The sequence below is a fragment of the Moritella sp. JT01 genome (assembly GCF_001574435.1).
GTDB lineage: Bacteria > Pseudomonadota > Gammaproteobacteria > Enterobacterales > Moritellaceae > Moritella.
The window spans coordinates 154452-172725 of record NZ_LOCN01000007.1; the positions used below are offsets into that span (position 1 = coordinate 154452).

General features: G+C 39.6%; 16 protein-coding genes. 6 read left to right on the plus strand and 10 right to left on the minus strand.

Going from position 1 to position 18274, the window contains the following annotated elements; translation table 11 throughout:
• Window positions 1-197: 197 nt before the first annotated feature.
• The 3 genes from AKG98_RS07340 to AKG98_RS07350 all read left to right on the plus strand — a co-directional run bounded on the left by AKG98_RS07340 (window position 198) and on the right by AKG98_RS07350 (window position 3854).
• Window positions 198-1928 (plus strand): hypothetical protein, encoded by a 1731-nt coding sequence (locus AKG98_RS07340; RefSeq protein WP_067043585.1) that lies wholly within the window; start codon window positions 198-200, stop codon window positions 1926-1928.
• A gap of 80 nt (window positions 1929-2008) precedes the next feature.
• Complete coding sequence (locus AKG98_RS07345; protein ID WP_067043588.1) at window positions 2009-3187, plus strand: hypothetical protein; 1179 nt, start codon at window positions 2009-2011, stop codon at window positions 3185-3187.
• A gap of 307 nt (window positions 3188-3494) precedes the next feature.
• A complete protein-coding gene (locus AKG98_RS07350; protein ID WP_067043590.1) occupies window positions 3495-3854 on the plus strand; it encodes a DUF2750 domain-containing protein in 360 nt (119 codons plus the stop codon).
• An 86-nt stretch (window positions 3855-3940) separates the two neighbouring features.
• Here the strand turns inward: AKG98_RS07350 and AKG98_RS07355 are convergent, their stop codons facing one another.
• Entirely contained in the window at window positions 3941-4639 is a 699-nt protein-coding gene (locus AKG98_RS07355; RefSeq protein WP_067043593.1) for a metal-dependent hydrolase, read from the minus strand.
• A 78-nt stretch (window positions 4640-4717) separates the two neighbouring features.
• On the opposite strand from AKG98_RS07355, the gene AKG98_RS07360 reads away from it, so the two are divergent.
• Window positions 4718-4897, plus strand: a complete 180-nt coding sequence (locus tag AKG98_RS07360; RefSeq protein ID WP_067043596.1) for a hypothetical protein — start codon at window positions 4718-4720, stop codon at window positions 4895-4897.
• A gap of 69 nt (window positions 4898-4966) precedes the next feature.
• On the opposite strand, the gene AKG98_RS07365 is transcribed toward AKG98_RS07360, so the two are convergent.
• From AKG98_RS07365 to AKG98_RS07380, 4 genes are all read right to left on the minus strand, one after another.
• Complete coding sequence (locus AKG98_RS07365) at window positions 4967-5773, minus strand: Cof-type HAD-IIB family hydrolase (RefSeq protein ID WP_067043600.1); 807 nt, start codon at window positions 5771-5773, stop codon at window positions 4967-4969.
• A gap of 233 nt (window positions 5774-6006) precedes the next feature.
• Window positions 6007-6669 (minus strand): cold-shock protein, encoded by a 663-nt coding sequence (locus AKG98_RS07370; RefSeq protein ID WP_067043604.1) that lies wholly within the window; start codon window positions 6667-6669, stop codon window positions 6007-6009.
• Window positions 6670-6704: 35 nt separating this feature from the next.
• Window positions 6705-7208, minus strand: a complete 504-nt coding sequence (gene def, locus AKG98_RS07375) for a peptide deformylase (RefSeq protein ID WP_067043605.1) — start codon at window positions 7206-7208, stop codon at window positions 6705-6707.
• 239 nt (window positions 7209-7447) lie between these two features.
• Window positions 7448-7651 carry a cold-shock protein gene (locus AKG98_RS07380; RefSeq protein WP_006033612.1) on the minus strand — a complete coding sequence of 68 codons (204 nt, stop codon included), beginning with the start codon at window positions 7649-7651 and terminating at the stop codon, window positions 7448-7450.
• A 364-nt stretch (window positions 7652-8015) separates the two neighbouring features.
• Between AKG98_RS07380 and AKG98_RS07385 the strand changes: the two genes are divergently transcribed.
• Entirely contained in the window at window positions 8016-11111 is a 3096-nt protein-coding gene (locus AKG98_RS07385) for an ABC transporter transmembrane domain-containing protein (protein ID WP_067043607.1), read from the plus strand.
• 209 nt (window positions 11112-11320) lie between these two features.
• On the opposite strand, the gene AKG98_RS07390 is transcribed toward AKG98_RS07385, so the two are convergent.
• The 5 genes from AKG98_RS07390 to AKG98_RS07410 all read right to left on the minus strand — a co-directional run bounded on the left by AKG98_RS07390 (window position 11321) and on the right by AKG98_RS07410 (window position 15118).
• Window positions 11321-11989 carry an ATP-binding protein gene (locus AKG98_RS07390; protein WP_067043609.1) on the minus strand — a complete coding sequence of 223 codons (669 nt, stop codon included), beginning with the start codon at window positions 11987-11989 and terminating at the stop codon, window positions 11321-11323.
• A 33-nt stretch (window positions 11990-12022) separates the two neighbouring features.
• The gene (locus AKG98_RS07395) at window positions 12023-12451 is read right to left on the minus strand and encodes a DUF5522 domain-containing protein (RefSeq protein WP_228140241.1); all 429 of its coding nucleotides are present in this window, start codon (window positions 12449-12451) and stop codon (window positions 12023-12025) included.
• A gap of 16 nt (window positions 12452-12467) precedes the next feature.
• Window positions 12468-13256, minus strand: a complete 789-nt coding sequence (locus AKG98_RS07400; RefSeq protein ID WP_255358619.1) for a cobalamin-binding protein — start codon at window positions 13254-13256, stop codon at window positions 12468-12470.
• A 111-nt stretch (window positions 13257-13367) separates the two neighbouring features.
• The gene (chrA, locus tag AKG98_RS07405) at window positions 13368-14519 is read right to left on the minus strand and encodes a chromate efflux transporter (RefSeq protein WP_067043616.1); all 1152 of its coding nucleotides are present in this window, start codon (window positions 14517-14519) and stop codon (window positions 13368-13370) included.
• 149 nt (window positions 14520-14668) lie between these two features.
• A complete protein-coding gene (locus AKG98_RS07410; protein WP_083543912.1) occupies window positions 14669-15118 on the minus strand; it encodes an ATP-binding protein in 450 nt (149 codons plus the stop codon).
• A 685-nt stretch (window positions 15119-15803) separates the two neighbouring features.
• Between AKG98_RS07410 and AKG98_RS07415 the strand changes: the two genes are divergently transcribed.
• The gene (locus AKG98_RS07415) at window positions 15804-18155 is read left to right on the plus strand and encodes a VolA/Pla-1 family phospholipase (RefSeq protein ID WP_067043618.1); all 2352 of its coding nucleotides are present in this window, start codon (window positions 15804-15806) and stop codon (window positions 18153-18155) included.
• The last annotated feature ends 119 nt before the right edge of the window (window positions 18156-18274 follow it).

Here is an 18274-nt window from a genome sequence, read left to right on the forward strand (position 1 = left end):
AACAAACAACACTCACATACAACTTTTGAATTACAAAAACTTAAATTAGATGACAAAAGATTACAAATAGACACACTTACTTAACCTTAATTACACTTGTTCGCATAACTTAACAGTACTTTAACACTGGGTTGTATTTACCTATATTGAGGCAGTGTAAACTAACCCGACTTTTAAATAGTATATTAAGGTGAATTATGATTAACATCAGCAGGATATCTAAAACCCTACTCACTGCTGTAGGATTATTATCTATATCAACACATGCGCTTTCCACTGAAAACAAAATACAAAAAAATGCTCACACCGAGCCCTATGATGTTAGTAAACAGCAACAGGATTTATACAATGATTGGTATGAGTCTGCATTAGCTAAAAAAGATTTTGAAATAAAAATGGTTAACCGCCAATCTGCGACTAGGGAAGGTAAAGAAATTCAAAAGGCAATGGAGTTGTACGTACAAGAAAAAGATGTATGGATTCTAGACGATGATGATGAAGTAATTAGCAGTTTTGGGTGGTATTTAGTGCGTGTTGCTCTTTATGATGAAATAGAGAATCTAGATTACGATAACGATCCGAGTGCACAAGAAAAAGAACGATTTTTGAAAAACTATATAGCGCTGACAAAAACACTAAGTAGGACGACGCCTACTCATGGTGAATTAAAAATAATATTCGCTGACTTCTTCAACAAAGAATATAAGTATATTGAATATTCTTTGGTCAATAATTACGTTCAATTACACCAGCCTGGTTATGATGATCTGTATGATAAAGAAGTGGAAGACATTGAGGGGCATAAAGTAAAAATCGAGGAATTCTATGATAGCTTTAATGAGTCCTTTGGTATTGATGTAGAATATAAAGTCGGTGTTTTCGGTTTAGACAAAATGGAATCAGCTGGCTTATTTTCTAATAATAAACAACAGATAGAAGTTAACACTAAATTAAGAGCAACATATACAAATTCAGAGACTGGTGACACCGAACTGCTAGACATTACCGTAAATGATTATAAAGAAGGCTTATCTTTGTATGAAGAGAGTTCTGGAAATTATATAAATCATGACTGGAAAAATACAGATAATATTTATAATAATGGTACCAATCCATGGCATGTAACTGTAAATAAAGGCGAGTATGTTGGACACTTACCTACTAATATTTGCCATAGTGGGACAAATGTACCTGAATATAACTCCGGTGGTTTTACTGAACAAGAAAGTGCTAAGACAACCTTTTATATAAGCACAAGTGCATCTCCAGCATCACAGCAAATGTGTACGTCATTAAATTTAACACTGTCAAATTATTATGATCTACCTATCATTTATGATAGCTGCAAGACAAGACAACAAAAATTTCCTGTTACTGCATTCAAACCCGTTACTTATGGCAATGATGATATTAAGGTACATACAGCTAACCAAGGCTTTACGCTAACAAACTACACATTTACAGATAAAAATAGTAAGCGTTTTATGGATTACGAAATTATTGAATACGGTGATTTGCTGTTTCCATCCGAACATAGCGATCAGCAAGGACACCGATTTATCCGTGGTTCACAGTACTCTAGCTCTAATAATAGCTCAATGTATGCTTCTCTTTATAGAAATGGAGCAAAGACCAATCTAGCAGGTCTTGAACATAAGAACTGCATTCTGCCACTAAAAGAATCACCACTACCAAATGGTTTAGTGGCAAGTATGTACCGTATTGATGGTATGCCAGTATGTTACGATGAAAATATAGGACACGCCGATAATTGGGATCATCCACTAGCGATAAAATTAATTGATAAGTATGGTAATAAATCAGAAACAATGACTATTCACCATTACGTAACAGATAAACCAGGACTTGCTCCAGGGTTCTTCTGGTACGATTCATTACGCTTTACGATGAACGGAAGAGCCTTATAGCGATCATCAATAGAAGTGAATATTACATTTACTTATATCAATACATTGTTGACATGGATAAAATAAAGTCGGAGTTACAGATGAAATTTAAATTACTAAGTAAGTATGCACTACTAATAATACCCTCGTTTACTATTTTCTCTAGCCAGGCTACGGAAAGTGATTGGCATATCGGAAATGATATAACATTCCAATGGACTGAATTATCAGATACAGGAAGTAATGCTGAAATATATGCTAATGGCCGTATGCAAGCGAAAGCAATTCTTAAATTTGATGTCCTTGACAAGGATAATAATATTATTTCCGAGCCATTCTCACACAGCCAATTACAAGAAAAAATAACAATATATAATTGGAATAACAAGCACGCTTTAAATTATGTAAATACTGTCGGAAAATTCACTGAGCATGAGGGGTTATCTTATACATTCCAAGAAAACGGCAACTACGTGAGAGATAAGAAACAACATTGTGAACTTTCTTTAATGGAAAATAATCTCAATAAAAATTCTATCTCTCAGAACATTTATTTTCAATACGGTGAACCTAATGTTGACAGAGTAACTCATCGTTTATGCGCATCAATTCACCTTAATGGCGAAGATTATGATACTTGTAACATATCATCACCAGACCCGATTGTGTTAACTACAGTCCAGCCCACAGCTTATTCTGCAACAAATGTTACTATGAAAGTGAGTACCCTTTATAGTCACAATTGGTCGAATGGATTCCAACGTTTTAGGGAAGTATACAATTGGGAATTCTTCGCTCAAAATAATGATGATAACTATCCTTTCCTGTATATGGAAAAGAAAAGTAACGAGAGAGGGACAGTCAATCTTGGTTCAAAAAGTGGTCAAGGTGAGATCCTTTTCTGGAGAGCAAACGATGTGTCTGGAGCGTGGGTCGGGAGTATGAAAGTTGATTTTGCCGTATTGTGGGATCCAAACACATCAGTGCTAGTACACAATGATGATATGAATAGTACAGCGTTGACTAATATACCAAGAGGAATTCCTGTTAATCAAAAGCCACTAGGCATTACATCATTTTATACTAATCGTGAAGCTGGTGATTGGTGTAGAATAGGTCAGTCTAATGTCGTTAATCTTTGTGAGAAAGGACAAGCGAGTCACCTTCCAAGTATCTATAAATTCTATCTATATGATAAATATGGTAACAAATCAGAACCGTTACAATTATATTTTCATGATAAAACTAACCTGCAACTGCAAAATGCTCACTTATTCTAGAGTAAATCTACCTAAGCATTTACAGTGAGTCGTACCTAGCCAGCTTCTTTACGATTTATAGTAAAGGGGCTGACTGTACGGTAATACCAAATGAGAAGGTAAATATACTTTACGGTGATCAATTCTAACTTAACACTATATATAGACATAAAAATACCCGCAATAGTTGGTTGTTCGACAATTGTCCGCGAATTAAGATCTGTTATTTTTACAAACACCACAACACCTATAACATGCTATATTAACTGTCTATTCGTTTAGTAAAAACGTATAATGCCGACATTAATCCTAATACAATGAGAACCCCATGAAAGAAACAAATCCAATATTGACGAAATTCTTTGCTGACGCAAAACCTAGCCAACAAGTTTGGGGTTTACAAGACAAGTCAGGTGAAGATTGGGTTGTTTGTGATTCAGTAAACTTTGAAGACACAGATGCAATGCCGCTTTGGTCTACTCAAGCATTAGCGCAAGAGCATTGCTGTGATGAATGGAAAGCGTTTAAACCAACAGCTATCTCGGTATCTGATTTACTTGAATTTTGGATTGAAGATCTAAACGAAGATAACGTGATTGTTGGCCTTAACTGGGTATCAGAAGGCGAATGTGCAGAACTTGAACTAGCAGAATTCACACAATCAGTTGTGGATATCGAAGCACTTTAACTCTTCGCATTTATACGTAATACAATAAGTGCTTATCTGATACCAGCTAAGCACTTATTCCGTTAACCTCCCGCGCGTTATCTGTATTAAACTAACGAAAACATCGACCAATCACAGAGCATATCCAGTGTTGTCTCAATTTCGGGTGTCGTTTTCCAAAGTACGCCAACGGCTATTATCATGCCTAACGCCAATAACTTGCTGTTCAAATAGACTAGCTTCAACGCCGTACCAAATGAACGCTTTATCTTAATATTCCGTAAGTCAACACTGTACATTTCATCTAACATTAAATGTATAAAGCCACCCAAAAATACAAAACCACCAGACAACCAAGCAAGACTATCCGCCTTATCAGAATCGATACCATCGATATTCGCAATTATCTGAGTCGTGATCAGTCCACATAAAACTAAAAACAATAACGAGTGACAGCTTCCTCTATGCACGGTTAAGCGTTCAAAAATCGTCCTGAGCCCGTACTTCATGATCCCATAAGTCACCACGGGTATCGCGATAACTTCAACGAAACTCAACTCACCAAAATACGCACTCGTCATGTAACGCATAATGATCAAAATAACAGAAAACGCAAAGATGTTGAATATGGTATCGAGGGAGGTCGAATTATCCGAATCAATATCTGGTAACAATCCACCAATTGTCCCTAAGAACCAAAGCCAAATCGCAGTATTAAGTTCTATGTGGCCAGCCGCGACTAAGCTTGCAGAAGAAACACCTGTTAATAGGGCCGCAACATTAAGGTGTGTATTAAAATTTGCCATTGTTCTCTTTCATAATAGAGTTTAATGCTGGTATTATATGATAGATAACAATAAATTAATCATTAGATTGGAACTAATATGTTTAAACTTTTCGCTATTATTTTAATTGGTTTTGGTATTTATATCGGTGTTAATTATACTGATGAAATAAATAACATCGTAGAAAGTGATGCATTCGAACAAGCCCAAGAGAAGATATCAGACCTGATCGATAACAAAGATAAAATTATAGAAAAACTAGAAGAGATTAAAGACTAAGTAAATAGAAAATGGGTCAAATTTCAATAACATGACCCATATCTTCTCTTTATAGAATAGCGCGTTCTATTACTTTAAAATAAACGCTTCAATGACAAGCGCCACACCATCATCATCATGGCTTGCTGTTATATGATTAGCGATGGCTTTAATATCATCACTGGCATTATCCATTGCCACACCCAAACCAGCGTATTCCAGCATTTGTTTATCGTTACCAGCATCACCCATACAAATCACTTCATCTGCATTAATACCAAATTGGTCAGCGATGGCTTTAACACCTATGCCTTTGTGACTGTCGGTATGTAGAAACTCTAAAAAGAAAGGGGCGCTTTGCAAGATGTTATATTGCTGATAAATCTCTGCGGGTAACTGAGCGATCGCCGCAGACAGTTTATCAGGCTCATCAATCATCATTACTTTCAATATTTCTTCGTCATCACTTAAGGTACTAAAATCGACTTCAGTGATCGTCAGGCCATTAATTTTAGCTTCATGGTCTGTATAATAATTATGCTTAGGCGTAATCAGGCCATGCTTTAATGAGAATGCATGCACATAAACACCTAACTTACTCGCTAAACTCGCCAGGTTTTTCGCGTCGGCACCAGTCACAGTTTGACTACGTAACAACTTCTTACCTGCCACTTGATATACCAAGGTACCATTATAGCAAGCAACATAATCATCATTGCCGATCATACCCAACTCTTCTAGCGCCCAGGTCATCCCCTCTAACGGTCGACCCGAAGCAAGAACAACACGTGTACCCTGTGCTATTGCAGCAAGGATCGCCTGCTTATTACGCGGTGAAATAGCACCTTGAGAATTAAGTAAAGTACCATCCATATCTAACGCGACTAATTTATACATACAACCTCAGGAAATTACATCAACAATGTCGTAGTTATATTACAACAAATAAGTAGTTAATTCAGAGTGAAAGATAAAATAGCCCTAACACATCACGCTTTTATGTAATAAACACACATAAAAAAGCGGTGATATCGAGTTAACTCAATACCACCGCTTTACATTCAAATCATGTCAAAAAGACCGACTTAGCTCAATAACACCGAACTATTTCATCGAGCTGTATCAACGAGCTACATCGAAATTGCGAAAACAACACCTAGAATAACAACCGCACCCAGTAATAACAGTGGGTTAAACTTGCGTAATTGCTTTGCTTTCGCTTTAATTTCTTTACGATTCACACGCTGAAACTGCCCTGCTACGGCTGTAATATTAGTATTAATGATTGCTACAGACTCATCACATTGCGCGTCGTTATTACACGGAACATCTTCTGTAACTAATGCAAAATCACCGCTAAATGAATACATAGTGAAATCTTCACCACCTCCAGAGAAGGTCTTCTTTTCCACATTTGTATTTAAAATAGCATTACAACCAATATCTGCCGCCAACTGTTTAATATGGCTACGACCTTCGTTTTGATCTTTAAAGAAACGTGTGCTCAGTGTATGTCTTGCAACAACATGCCCGTATCTTGGTTGGTTGCTTTTTGCAGTGAAAAAAGCAACTAACTGTTTTTTAAAGTTAACATCTGGTACGTGTACTTGTTTTGCGGCAAGGCCTTTAGATGTTTCTGTTGGTTCAAACTCAACAACAACATCCTTCACCAATTTAGATTCATTGGCTTTATCGAGCAAGCTCGACACATGTAAGAAATAACTCTCGCCATCATCGCCACAAATAAAACCAAACTTCTTTGCAGAAATGTACGATATAATTTTTCCTTTCACTTAACTTAGCTCCTTCAGCATTGCTCTAGACCCTATTAGGCCATTTCTTTAATTGTTTTTTTAACTTTCTTTAATGCCATTTTCTTTTTCAATGGCGATAGGTAATCAATAAAAAGCGTACCTTTAAGATGATCAATCTCGTGTTGCATTGCAATTGCTAAAAAGCCATCGTCATTGATTTCAATTGCGTTGCCTTCACGATCCAATGCGGTTACTTTCACTTTTGTATAACGATCAACATCAGCGTAGTAGCCAGGAATAGATAAACACCCTTCTTGACCCGATTCGATGTTTTCACCTTCAACAACAACTGGGTTGATTAATACCATAGGTTCATTACGACCCTCTGAAATATCAATGACAACAACGGCTTCTTTACGACCAACTTGCGTCGAAGCAAGGCCAATACCGTCTTCTGTTTCATACATAGTATCAAGCATGTCATCAATTAATGTTTGAACTGTATTTACATCTGTTACTTTTTCAGCTGGTATCTCTAATTTTTTGTTTGGTGCCGTAAGAATAGTTAATACTGCCATATGCCTTTGAATCCCGGTTTTGTTAATTTATTACAAACGTGCGTATTTAAAGCGCCGTATTATAGCGCATAATAGGCTCTGGTTTCTAGTTGATAGCTTACGATAACCGAGAGATATTTGAAACTTATGTATATTTATTCCCTGTAGAAGGCAAATGAATGCCCTCTAAGCGGTTTTTTGGTCGTAAAAAAAGGATTAGTCATCATTTCGATGATTAATCCTTTTAGCGCATAATTAATTTAAATAGCTGTTACATTGGTGGCACAAGGCCCTTTTTGCCCGCTACCCACTTCAAATTCAACTTTCTGGCCATCTTCTAATGTGGCATAACCAGATGTTTGAATTTCGGAATGATGCACAAAAAGGTCATTACCGCCTTCGTCAGGGGTGATAAATCCAAACCCTTTGTCAGCATTAAACCACTTAACCGTACCTCGACTCATAACGTATGTTTCCTCAGCAGACTTTATGTCTGAATTAAGCTTAGTTGAGGCGGACTTTTTGTCCAGTTTAGTTGTTAGAAGCTGATGTGACGATCACAGCGGATAAATTGAACTCATTTTGTAATCACGATAAGGATCCGTTTGCATGCTAAACTTATGATGCAACAACAAGACCGAGGATTCTGGATTAACCCACCCTCCTTACCAGCAGCTAAGCGAACATTGATTATTCGATCCACTATACTCACACTCATTAACCGTATGCCTTGATATTGAAAAGTTTAAAAGTTTTTGATTGAGTTGATATACGTAAACCATTAAAGTAACAGCGCTTTATCACTCAGTCAGTAAAAGGAATCCGCGAATGGAAAAGAGCATTTTTCAGTTTATCTGGAAATATTCAAAAAAAAATCAGTTGGCTCTAACCGCTATTACGCTTCTGACCTTCCCCATTTTGTACATTTCGCTGGAATTACCTAAACGCATTATCAACGATGCTATTGGGGGTACTGGGGAAGACGTTTCTTTACTCGGTGTGACATTGAGTCAGATCCAATTTTTGATGGTGCTTTGTGCTGGTTTTCTATTCGCTGTATTGGCTAATGGCTTATTGAAGATGCGTCTAAACACCATGAAAGGTGTGTTGTCGGAGCGCTTACTCCGTCGATTTCGTTTTCAACTTGTCACCCGTATGTTGAGATTTCCGCGCTCGTATTTCCGCACCACAAGCCAAGGTGAATTGGTTTCTATGGTGACATCTGAAGCGGAACCTATGGGCTCATTTATGGGCGATATGCTGTCACAGCCGGTGTTTCAGGCTGGGCAGATGTTGACAATTCTGACGTTTCTATTTGCCCAAAGCTTCTGGTTTGGGGTTGCGTCCATCTCCCTTATCCCGTTGCAGGCATGGATAATCCCCAAATTACAACGTCAGATTAATTTGCTGAATAAAGCGAGAATACAAGAAATTCGCAAATTGGCTGCTGATATTGGCGAAACTGCGGCAGGAGTCAGTGATATTCGTATGAATGGCGGGATGCGTCACAGACTGTCATTGTTTTCTCATCGTTTGGGCAATCTGTTCGGCATTCGTTTCCAGATTTATCAAAAAAAGTTCTTCATGAAGTTCCTGAACAACTTCATCAATCAATTAACACCGTTCTTTTTCTATTCTGTTGGTGGGTATTTAGCGATCAAAGGAGATATCACTGTCGGAGCCTTGGTTGCAGCGCTCGCAGCCTACAAAGATCTGTCGTCGCCTTGGAAAGAATTGCTGACTTATTACAACCAAACCCAAGATATGGCACTTCGTTGGGAAGTGGTGATCGAACGCTTCGCGCTAAACACACTGGTAAAAGACGCTTTATTTGATGGCGAACCTGATACGCTTACCAGCCTTAAGGGTAACATCGAATTCAAGAGTGTGACGGTGCGCGATAAAGATGGGCATGCAATACTGGAAGATATTAGCTTGACCATTCCACAAGGCGCGCGCGTTGCAATTCAGACAAATAATGAAGCTTCTGCACTCGCGTTTGCAGATGTATTAACGCGCGAAGTTATCCCACAAAGAGGCTCTGTGCAGATTGCCGGGCACGAAATGAATGATTTGCATCAAACTGTTGTCGCTAATCGCATCGGATATGCCAGTTCCAAACCTTATATTTTTCAAGGGACACTTGGTGAAAATCTATTAATGCCATTTAATTATGAGCCTGTCCTTGGCGCAGATATTTCGGTTGATGTGACGGATTGGCAACAAGAGTCTGCCCGCGCTGGTAACAGTGTAGACCCATTTGAATCGGACTGGATTGCCCCCCAAATGGCAGGGTTTCAATCATGTAATGAGATCAAAGACTGGTGGTTCCAGTTGGTTGAAGCAATGGGTACCGATGATATTATTGTGCGTAGAGGCTTGCGATCACGCCTTGATCCAAACACTCAACAAGAACTGATCGAGGCGATTGTGCAATTGCGGCCCGAAATAGCCAAGCGATTAGCCAAAGCCGGTGTAGATGATATTGTGCATGCCTTTCATCCAGATAAATTCAATCCGGTATCTCCCTTGGGTAGCAACCTGCTTTATGCTGTTCCTACAAAAATGCTGACACAAGTAACCTTGTCACAAGAGGATAATTTCGTACAGATGTTGCAGGACGAAGGGATTGCAGAATATCTTGCACAAATGTCTGCCAATCTAATCGAAGGACTGACAGAAACATTTGGAACAGATGGTACCGATCATCCCTTGTTTCGTCGTTTGAATATGGATGAAGATCTTTATCACCAGCTTAGAGTGATCGTAGCAAAAAGACGCTTAGTTGGCCAAAGTGAGTTGCCACACGACGATTTTGCATTGATGCTGACAGTCCCCTTTGCGTTTTCCGCCGAGCAGATAGGACCCGCTTTCACTGATTCGTTCAAAGCGCGGATTTTGCAAATTCGGATGAAGAACGCGGCGGATATGGTAGCAAAGTTAGATGGCTTATTTAAACCGATTGACCCACAGCAATATTTTCCTGTTATGTCGGTGCTTGGCAATGCCATTTTCGGACGTATTTCAAGTTTGGCCGGTGCTCGTGAAAAGTTGATTGAAGATACTGTTGTTGAAGTCCTAAAGGAACATGGTCTACGACGATTGGTCGCGCAATCCTTATATGATGTTGCGACGACTCAGGGTGGCGAAAATCTGCCTGCGGTGTTCAGAGAGCGACTGGCATTCAGTCGTGCTGGGATCAAGAAACCTGATATTCTGATCCTTCGAAATGCATTGGCTAGCCATGATGGTGATGCCCGTGCGTTGACACGCGAACGTATTAGTGAATTGATGCCTAGCACCACTCAAATTTTCATTGAGAACCAATTTCATAGTCCAGAAAGTTATGATTTGTTCGTCGAAATTGTGGATGGGCGCATCGATGGTATTGCGCGTCAAGATGATCTTCAAGATGAAGATACGCGTCAGGATTTGAACCGCAAATTACGCGTGGTCGCGCAGGCAGAATTATTTGCAAGGCTTGATAGAAAACAACAACGCCTGCTCGCATTTAGTGCCCAATGGCACAAAGTAAAAGCGGGAACCGTGATTTTTAAAGCGGGACAAGAAGCGGATGCTTCCTATCTGTGTGTTAAGGGTTCATCTGGATTATACTGGCCAGAAAGTCAGGGCGAGCAACACTTGGTATCAGAAATTTTGCCTGGACGATTGATCGGAGATTTGGCTCTCATCAATAACGAGCCACGTCTATTAGACTTAATTGCACTAGAAGACAGTGTATTTCTACGAATCGGTGCCACCGAGTTACGGGCTGTGATCGAAAATGACGCGATGGTAGCGACAAGCTTGCTGCACTCAGTAGCCGGACACCTGTCGGAAACGGCGACAACACTGCGGGCTATACGCGCATTTGCTGCTGAACGTGGGGTCGATTTAACTAAATTCGATGACATGAATAAATAGCAATGTACAACTCTGTTTTATATATTATGTATTAGGTTCAATGCCCCCGGCACAGGCTATACTTCAGGTGGTGGCAGGCGTCACCAACCCAATAACTATCAACATGCACAACTATAATTATTGGGATGGTACTTTACCAAAAGAAAGCTCAACGGAATATTGGGATAGTGGCTCTAATCCGTTGATTTATACATTACAATCACCACAAATCAAGCCAATTCAAGGTCTATCCAAGTATAGTGCCCTGCACTATTCAGCTCACCGGTTTTAATATCAATGGCGTTGGAAAATAACGGACTATCAAATACGTAGGTATGAAATTCACCGTTCTCACCACAAGGATCGATACCTTCTGGTAAACTGGCGATAAACGCTTCATCAAAGACTTTACCCACATAGTCGGCAGATAAACGCCGAGGGTCAACACAGGTAACAATCGCTTTCTGTCCACCCGCTAACATATCGCTTGCAAGTTGTTGGGTATCTAATTCCCACAACGGGAAGATCGCTTCAATACCAGTGCCGACTAGATTATTAACACGATAGTTTTTAATGTCCGCTAAAAACAGATCGCCATAAGCAAAGTTAACGACGTCACGCTGTTTGGCTTTTTCAACAAACGCATCCATTATCGCTTCGTATTCAATATTGCTGCACGGATAAGGAATTTCGATAATATCCAAAGGTAAGTTCATTGCTGCAGCCTGACGCTGTAACAACTCAATCCGCACAGAGTGAACCGCGGTACGTTGATATTGCGCATTGACTGAGCAAAAGATACCAAGGATCTCAATAGATGGATCGTTCGCCAATTGCAAACACGTCCATGCGGCGTCTTTTCCGGTACTCCACGACACTAACGTTTTTTGTTTTTTCATCACTTTAATTATCCAAATTACTCTATTCTTCGCTTATCTGTAAGCACAATGACGACAACCATTACCACAACAGCGAGCACGTTTTAAGTGATACCACTCACTAAAAACATAACGGCCATCTTCAATGGTAAAATCGATGTTCTCAACTAATTCTGTTTGATGACGATATGGTTCTGCTAGTGCAAGACGCGCTTTTGGTGAACCTGCCGCATTAAGCTGTTTAGTTATCTCGACGCCGATGGCCTTGGCTAAGCATGCTTTACACAAACAATCACTCAAGGTACCTAATGGCATTATGGCAGGTAAATCTTGACACCAACAACCACCCAGCTCAATTGCCGAGGCAACGCCACAACCAAATTCCGCTTGGCATTCTGAACATTGCTTAGCCACAGGAACGGGCATTGGCTCTACATTCTCTTCGATGTTAACAATTTCTTCATCAACGACTGATTTCGTCATACTTTCAATTTCCAAGTTATGCATTCTCACTTTCATTTGCGTACTGCTGTTGCCATGCTTCGATAATAGCAACAAGTTGATCTAAACCGTCGGTTAAGGCAGCTGGACCAGGTTGTAATATATTTGCCGATTTAACTTCAAATAATTGCTTGTTTTTAACTGCACTGATCTTGTCCCACCCTTCTCGGGCAGCGACATGTTCAGGCTTAAATTTACGGCCACACCACGAACCAATGATGATGTCAGGATTCGCATCGACCACAATAGTCGGATCTGCAATAATACGGTTCTTCGCTAATGACTCTTTAGCAAGGTCGGGAAAACATTCGTCACCACCTGCGATCTCAATCAGTTCTGAGACCCATTGAATACCCGACATTAATGGATCGTTCCACAACTCAAAATAGACTTTAGGACGCTTGCTGTACTTAGTCGCATTGAGTTTAATACGCTCAATCTTACTTTCTATCTCTTGTAACCAAATCGCTGCCTTATCACTCACACCAACCAGACTTGCTAACATCATGATCATATTGAATACTTCTTCAACCGAACGCTGATTAAAGATATGAACAGCAATGCCCTGCTTGATTAATTCACCGGCGATATCAGCTTGAATATCAGAAAATCCGAGAACAAGGTCAGGTTTTAAATCGAGGATCTTATCTATCTTTGCAGACGTAAATGCAGATACTTTCGGATGCGCTTGTCGCGCTTGCGGCGGACGAACAGTAAAACCTGAAATACCTGCGATACGCGCTTCTTCGCCCAGTATGTACAGCATTTCCGTCGTTTCCTCTGTCAAACAGACTATCCGTTTCGGGTAGTAATCCTTCATTTTATTTAATCCGCAATTTAATTCGATTTACGAAAGTATATCTTGTTTATAGAAAACTGAATACCCAGTATTATAAGGTTATAGACCCATTACATAACCAAATGCGATGAAACCAGCAACCACTGCCATAATTGGTAATTTCAGTGTACGGAGCGCAAAGAAACCAACAATAACCGCGGCCATATCAACCGGACCAACAATCGCAGAGGTAAATACGGGCTGGTATAACGCTGACATCAGTAGGCCAACGACCGCCGCATTAATACCCCATACTGCACCCGCTACTTTAGGTTTAGCCGCGAGCGACTCCCATGCACCATGAAAACCCAGTACCAATAAGAAACCCGGTAAGAAGATAGCAACCGTCGCAATTAACGCGCCCATCAATGGTGAGTTAACTAACAAGTCCGCTCCTAAGAATGCAGATAACGAGAACATAGGACCCGGTACCGCTTGCGCAGCCGCATAACCTAATAGGAAGCGATCTGTATCAATCGCATCACCTAACGCTTGTTGTAGCATAGGTAATACCACATGACCGCCACCAAATACTAAACTACCCGATTGGTAGAAATCAGCAAAGACAGTTAACCATGCAGGTGAATTCGTTAATAACGGTAAACCCGCAAATAACACAGCAAAGATCACGAGTGGTAAGTAATTAACACTACCTTTAGTGGCGGGCACTGGCGTTGCTTCATTTGGTTTTTTAAGCTGCATACCAATCACCGCCGCAGCGATAAGCACCAGCATTTGCGTTAATAGACTCGGCACCATCAGTAATACCGCCGCCGTTGCCACACAGATTGTGACCGTACTGCGCTCTTTACAGAAACCTTTGTACATATTTAACGTCGCATCTGCAACAACGACAACCGCTAATAATTTGAGTCCGTGGGTCATACTCACTAACCATGCTGCATCTTGTGTAGCATTGGTTGTTGCTAGAATATAAAGCAATAGAACCGAAGGGAATGTGAATGCGATGAACGCGGTAAAACCACCGATAACACCGGCACGACGTAAACCAATTGCAAAACCGATCTGACTTGAACCAGGGCCAGGTAAAAACTGACTTAACGAAATTAATCTTGCATAGCTTTCGCTATCTATCCATTTTAATTTTTGAACAAATGTTTTTTCGAAATAACCAATATGTGCAGCTGGGCCACCAAAACTGATCCACCCCAATGTAAAAAACTGCCAAAACACTTCCAAAACTTGCTTCATTACGTTGCCTTTTATAGCTGTTATGCGATACCAATTTCGCATCATTATTGTATTTCAGTTTTATGACAGTTATATGACAAAACCACAGGTTTGCAGCAAGTTATATCGTCAAAATCATAAAGCTTACTTTACGTTGAGGCATAGCAGTTTTAACTGGGCATATAACGGCTTTCATCAGGATGAGGTTCATAATTCAATGCCATTTTTGCCACGACGTCAGCAGGTACATTATGAGTGTTAGTGAATTCACCACAACAATGAATGATATAAGGTTCGATATGATAGCTGGCCGCAATGTCCAACAATGCAGTTAACTCCCAGCGTTTAATCGTGGTGTTACTGACAATAACGGATTGACCCTTGCTTAACCCATTACGTATATTTTGTTGGCAGTATTGATGAGCGAGCTTGATCTTGCTTCCATTGTAGCAGTACTCACCTTGCTTATTAATGAAGTAATGATCCGCTTCACAATGAACAGCATCAGGGATTAATTGAAGATAGCGTTGAGCTAGGGTTGATTTACCCGAACCGGGAATACCGCGAATAATGATCATGCAAGGACTAGACTGTGTGGATAATTCAAGTAGCAACGACATAACACCCAAGATGATAGATAGTGAATAGATAGACGAGTTTAAATAATCTGGTCAATACAAATCAACTAATAATAATTATTAGTCAAACAGACTATAAAAAATACACTAATAGCACAATAAAACGTGATGGGTATAGCAAATAGATTAATGAAAATTAATCGTACTGACTATAAAAAAACAATTAATAAAACAACAAAGTGCGACTTATGTTGCAAACATGTTAACTGACACATATTGATTAGCTATCTATTTAAATGAGCATGAAAATTTATAAAAACAATACCACTATCACGTAAGCAGCTAATTTTATTAAGTAAAGTTAATTTTAATTTTAAAACGAATAATTTATGTAATCCATTTATAACCAACTAATATCACGATTGTAAATTGCGCCAGCTCACATAATACGTGACAACCTGTTAACACTTAAGTATTAATGAACTAAGCTACCATCTAATTAATAATACTGGTCAGACCTAATATCCATAATAAATGGATGACAATGGCCACCTAAAAACTAAGTCATTTATTTAAGAAATATAAAAATAGTTAATTGGAATCAGTAGATTACAAGGATAGTAAATGCAAACATCTAATATTATAATAGAATTTGTTCCGCAGACAAATCCCCATTTAACTCATTCTCTAAGTGCATCATCATTATATTTAAAATTCGGAGTTATTAATGAAAAATAAGAAAATTCTTGCTCTTGCTATAGCAAGCACACTTGGATTAACAGCCTGCGGTGATGATTCAACAGACCTCCGTATGGATGACACAATTACAAATTCACTTAACCGTCAATCAAGTATCGCATTCGATTTAATCTCTACAGATAAAACAGTATCAATTCCAACTTATTTATTGATGAACAAATCGGACGGCACTTTAGACATACCACTTGATAAAGGTGAACCTACAGGCCGTAACAATCCCAAAGTTGCGATGGGTGATACTGACGGTTGGAGTCCAACTCAGCCTTTCGTTATTGAGCTTGATTTACCAACAGGCGTAACGCTAACAACAGATTCAGCACTGCTTCACGCCGCAGTGAAAATCGCAAAAGTAGACGTATCAAGTGCTAAAGTAATGTCTGACCCTGTAGAATTAACTGCAGGTAAAGATTATACCGTTATCTCAGATGGTAAATCGTTAACGGTATTGCCACTAAACGGTAGCTTAGAGCACGGTACTGACTATATCTATGCTATTACCGATGCCTTAGTTGATAGTTCAGGTCAAAAACTGGGTATATCGAATAACTACGCGGCTTTAAAAAACAAACAGATTGATCAAACTGGCGGCGCCTTAGAAATACCACAGAAAATTGTTTTGCAAGTAGAAGGCTTGATGGATAAGTCTGGCATCGCCGATTATGAAAACATTATTTATTCAAGCTGGTTTACGACTTCATCTGCTGGTGAAGCGCTATATGCAGTTAAAGCAGCGACAGCAAAAGTCCTTTTAGCGATAAGCAAAGGCAAAGATGCAAGCGCGGTTTGGCACGACGGCGCAAATCCAAATAACTCAGACTTAAGCAAATTATATAAACTATCAGGACTAACACCTAAACCGCTTGGTGCTCTAGATGCTGTGATAAAAGGGCACACAGGTGTTATTGAATTACCTTCGTTCTTAGAACGAGATGTAACAGATGAAAAATGGAAGAAGACTCCATGGCAAAGTGCGATGCCGAGCTTAGCTATTATCTCTGGTGTATTAACTTCAGGGTCGGATAAAGAAAAATTAGAGCTTGGAACACAATTAGTAAAAGCAGGAATTGATCCAAAAAACCTTGCAGACCCTAAAGAGCAGTTTAAGCTTGTTGGCCAATCATTTACACTTAATGGTAAGCCGCTTGATTCTGAGCGTCTCATTACTAAGTACAGCCCTCTCCCACAAGTAAAATCTGTTGAAAAGGTTAACTTCTTATTAATTACTCCAAAGAATATTAATGCAGGAACGAAAGTTCCAGTAGTAATATATCAACACGGTATCACATCACTCAAAGAAAACATCCTAGCATCCGGCCCTGCGCTTGCGGCTAAGGGCTATGCGATATTGGCAATCGACTTACCACTACACGGCGAACGCAAACTAAGTGATAACACTGTCACAGATGAAGCACATGCTGACGTTTTCATGAACTTTACTTACTTACCTGTTGCTCGTGATAACTTACGTCAAGCTGTTGCAGATCTAATCGGCTTACGTGCAGGTCTTAACCTGATCGCTACAACACCAGGTACAGAATTAGATGTTCTTGATATATCTAAAGTAAGTTTCTTTGGTCACTCTCTTGGGGCTATGTCAGGTATTAGCTTGCAAGCGACGATAGACCGACCTTTACCAGACTCGAATGGTGACGGTGTCGTTGGTGATGGCGATGGATACTTTAAAATAGACAAAGCTGCATTTGCTAATCCAGGCGGTGGTATTCCATACCTATTACTTAGCTCTGTAAACTTCGGCGGCACAGTTAAAGATGGGCTAATGAAGACAGTGAGTGCCGATTACCGAAACTTCTCGGGTGCGAAGTGTGCTTCAATAACTAAGACTTTATGCTTTAACGCATTCTATGATGCCGTAAAAGATAAACCAAATGCTCAAGCAACAATTGACGCTACATTCCAAAAATTTGCGGTTGCAGCTCAAACGGTGCTTGAAACAGCCGACCCATTTGCACTTGCTCGTAAGATTTCTAAGGACACACCCGTTTACTTAGCACAAGTAAAAGGTGACTCGACAATTCCGAATATCCTAGATCCGAAAGCTGGCTACGCAGCAGCTTACTCGCCAATTGCGGGTACAACACCACTAATCAGCCAACTTGGTCTAGTTAATATTTATACGGATAATGAGACAAGCAAGAAGGTGGCGCTAATTAACAAGGGTAACCATAGCTCTGCCATTGCTGTTTACGGCGCGAACTCTAATCAAGCCGCTACTGACGAACTACAGAGCCAAATCACAAGCTTCTTAGCAAGTGATGATGGTAAAACAGCAATCATTAAAGATGAAAGCTTAATTAACTAAGCCAATAATCAAGCATTAGGATATCTATCCGCGCATAAAAACGAAGGTTTAGTGATAAACCTTCGTTTTTTTATTTAAATTCCGCTGAACTATTCCAATAATTTGGTAACCAATACATA

Coding starts and splice junctions, on each gene's coding strand:
- AKG98_RS07340 (WP_067043585.1), top strand. CDS start 198: ATGATTAACATCAGCAGGATATCTAAAACCCTACTCACTGCTGTAGGA.
- AKG98_RS07345 (WP_067043588.1), top strand. CDS start 2,009: ATGAAATTTAAATTACTAAGTAAGTATGCACTACTAATAATACCCTCG.
- AKG98_RS07350 (WP_067043590.1), top strand. CDS start 3,495: ATGAAAGAAACAAATCCAATATTGACGAAATTCTTTGCTGACGCAAAA.
- AKG98_RS07355 (WP_067043593.1), bottom strand. CDS start 4,639: ATGGCAAATTTTAATACACACCTTAATGTTGCGGCCCTATTAACAGGT.
- AKG98_RS07360 (WP_067043596.1), top strand. CDS start 4,718: ATGTTTAAACTTTTCGCTATTATTTTAATTGGTTTTGGTATTTATATC.
- AKG98_RS07365 (WP_067043600.1), bottom strand. CDS start 5,773: ATGTATAAATTAGTCGCGTTAGATATGGATGGTACTTTACTTAATTCT.
- def (WP_067043605.1), bottom strand. CDS start 7,208: ATGGCAGTATTAACTATTCTTACGGCACCAAACAAAAAATTAGAGATA.
- AKG98_RS07380 (WP_006033612.1), bottom strand. CDS start 7,651: ATGAGTCGAGGTACGGTTAAGTGGTTTAATGCTGACAAAGGGTTTGGA.
- AKG98_RS07385 (WP_067043607.1), top strand. CDS start 8,016: ATGGAAAAGAGCATTTTTCAGTTTATCTGGAAATATTCAAAAAAAAAT.
- AKG98_RS07390 (WP_067043609.1), bottom strand. CDS start 11,989: ATGAAAAAACAAAAAACGTTAGTGTCGTGGAGTACCGGAAAAGACGCC.
- AKG98_RS07395 (WP_228140241.1), bottom strand. CDS start 12,451: ATGACGAAATCAGTCGTTGATGAAGAAATTGTTAACATCGAAGAGAAT.
- chrA (WP_067043616.1), bottom strand. CDS start 14,519: ATGAAGCAAGTTTTGGAAGTGTTTTGGCAGTTTTTTACATTGGGGTGG.
- AKG98_RS07410 (WP_083543912.1), bottom strand. CDS start 15,118: ATGTCGTTGCTACTTGAATTATCCACACAGTCTAGTCCTTGCATGATC.
- AKG98_RS07415 (WP_067043618.1), top strand. CDS start 15,804: ATGAAAAATAAGAAAATTCTTGCTCTTGCTATAGCAAGCACACTTGGA.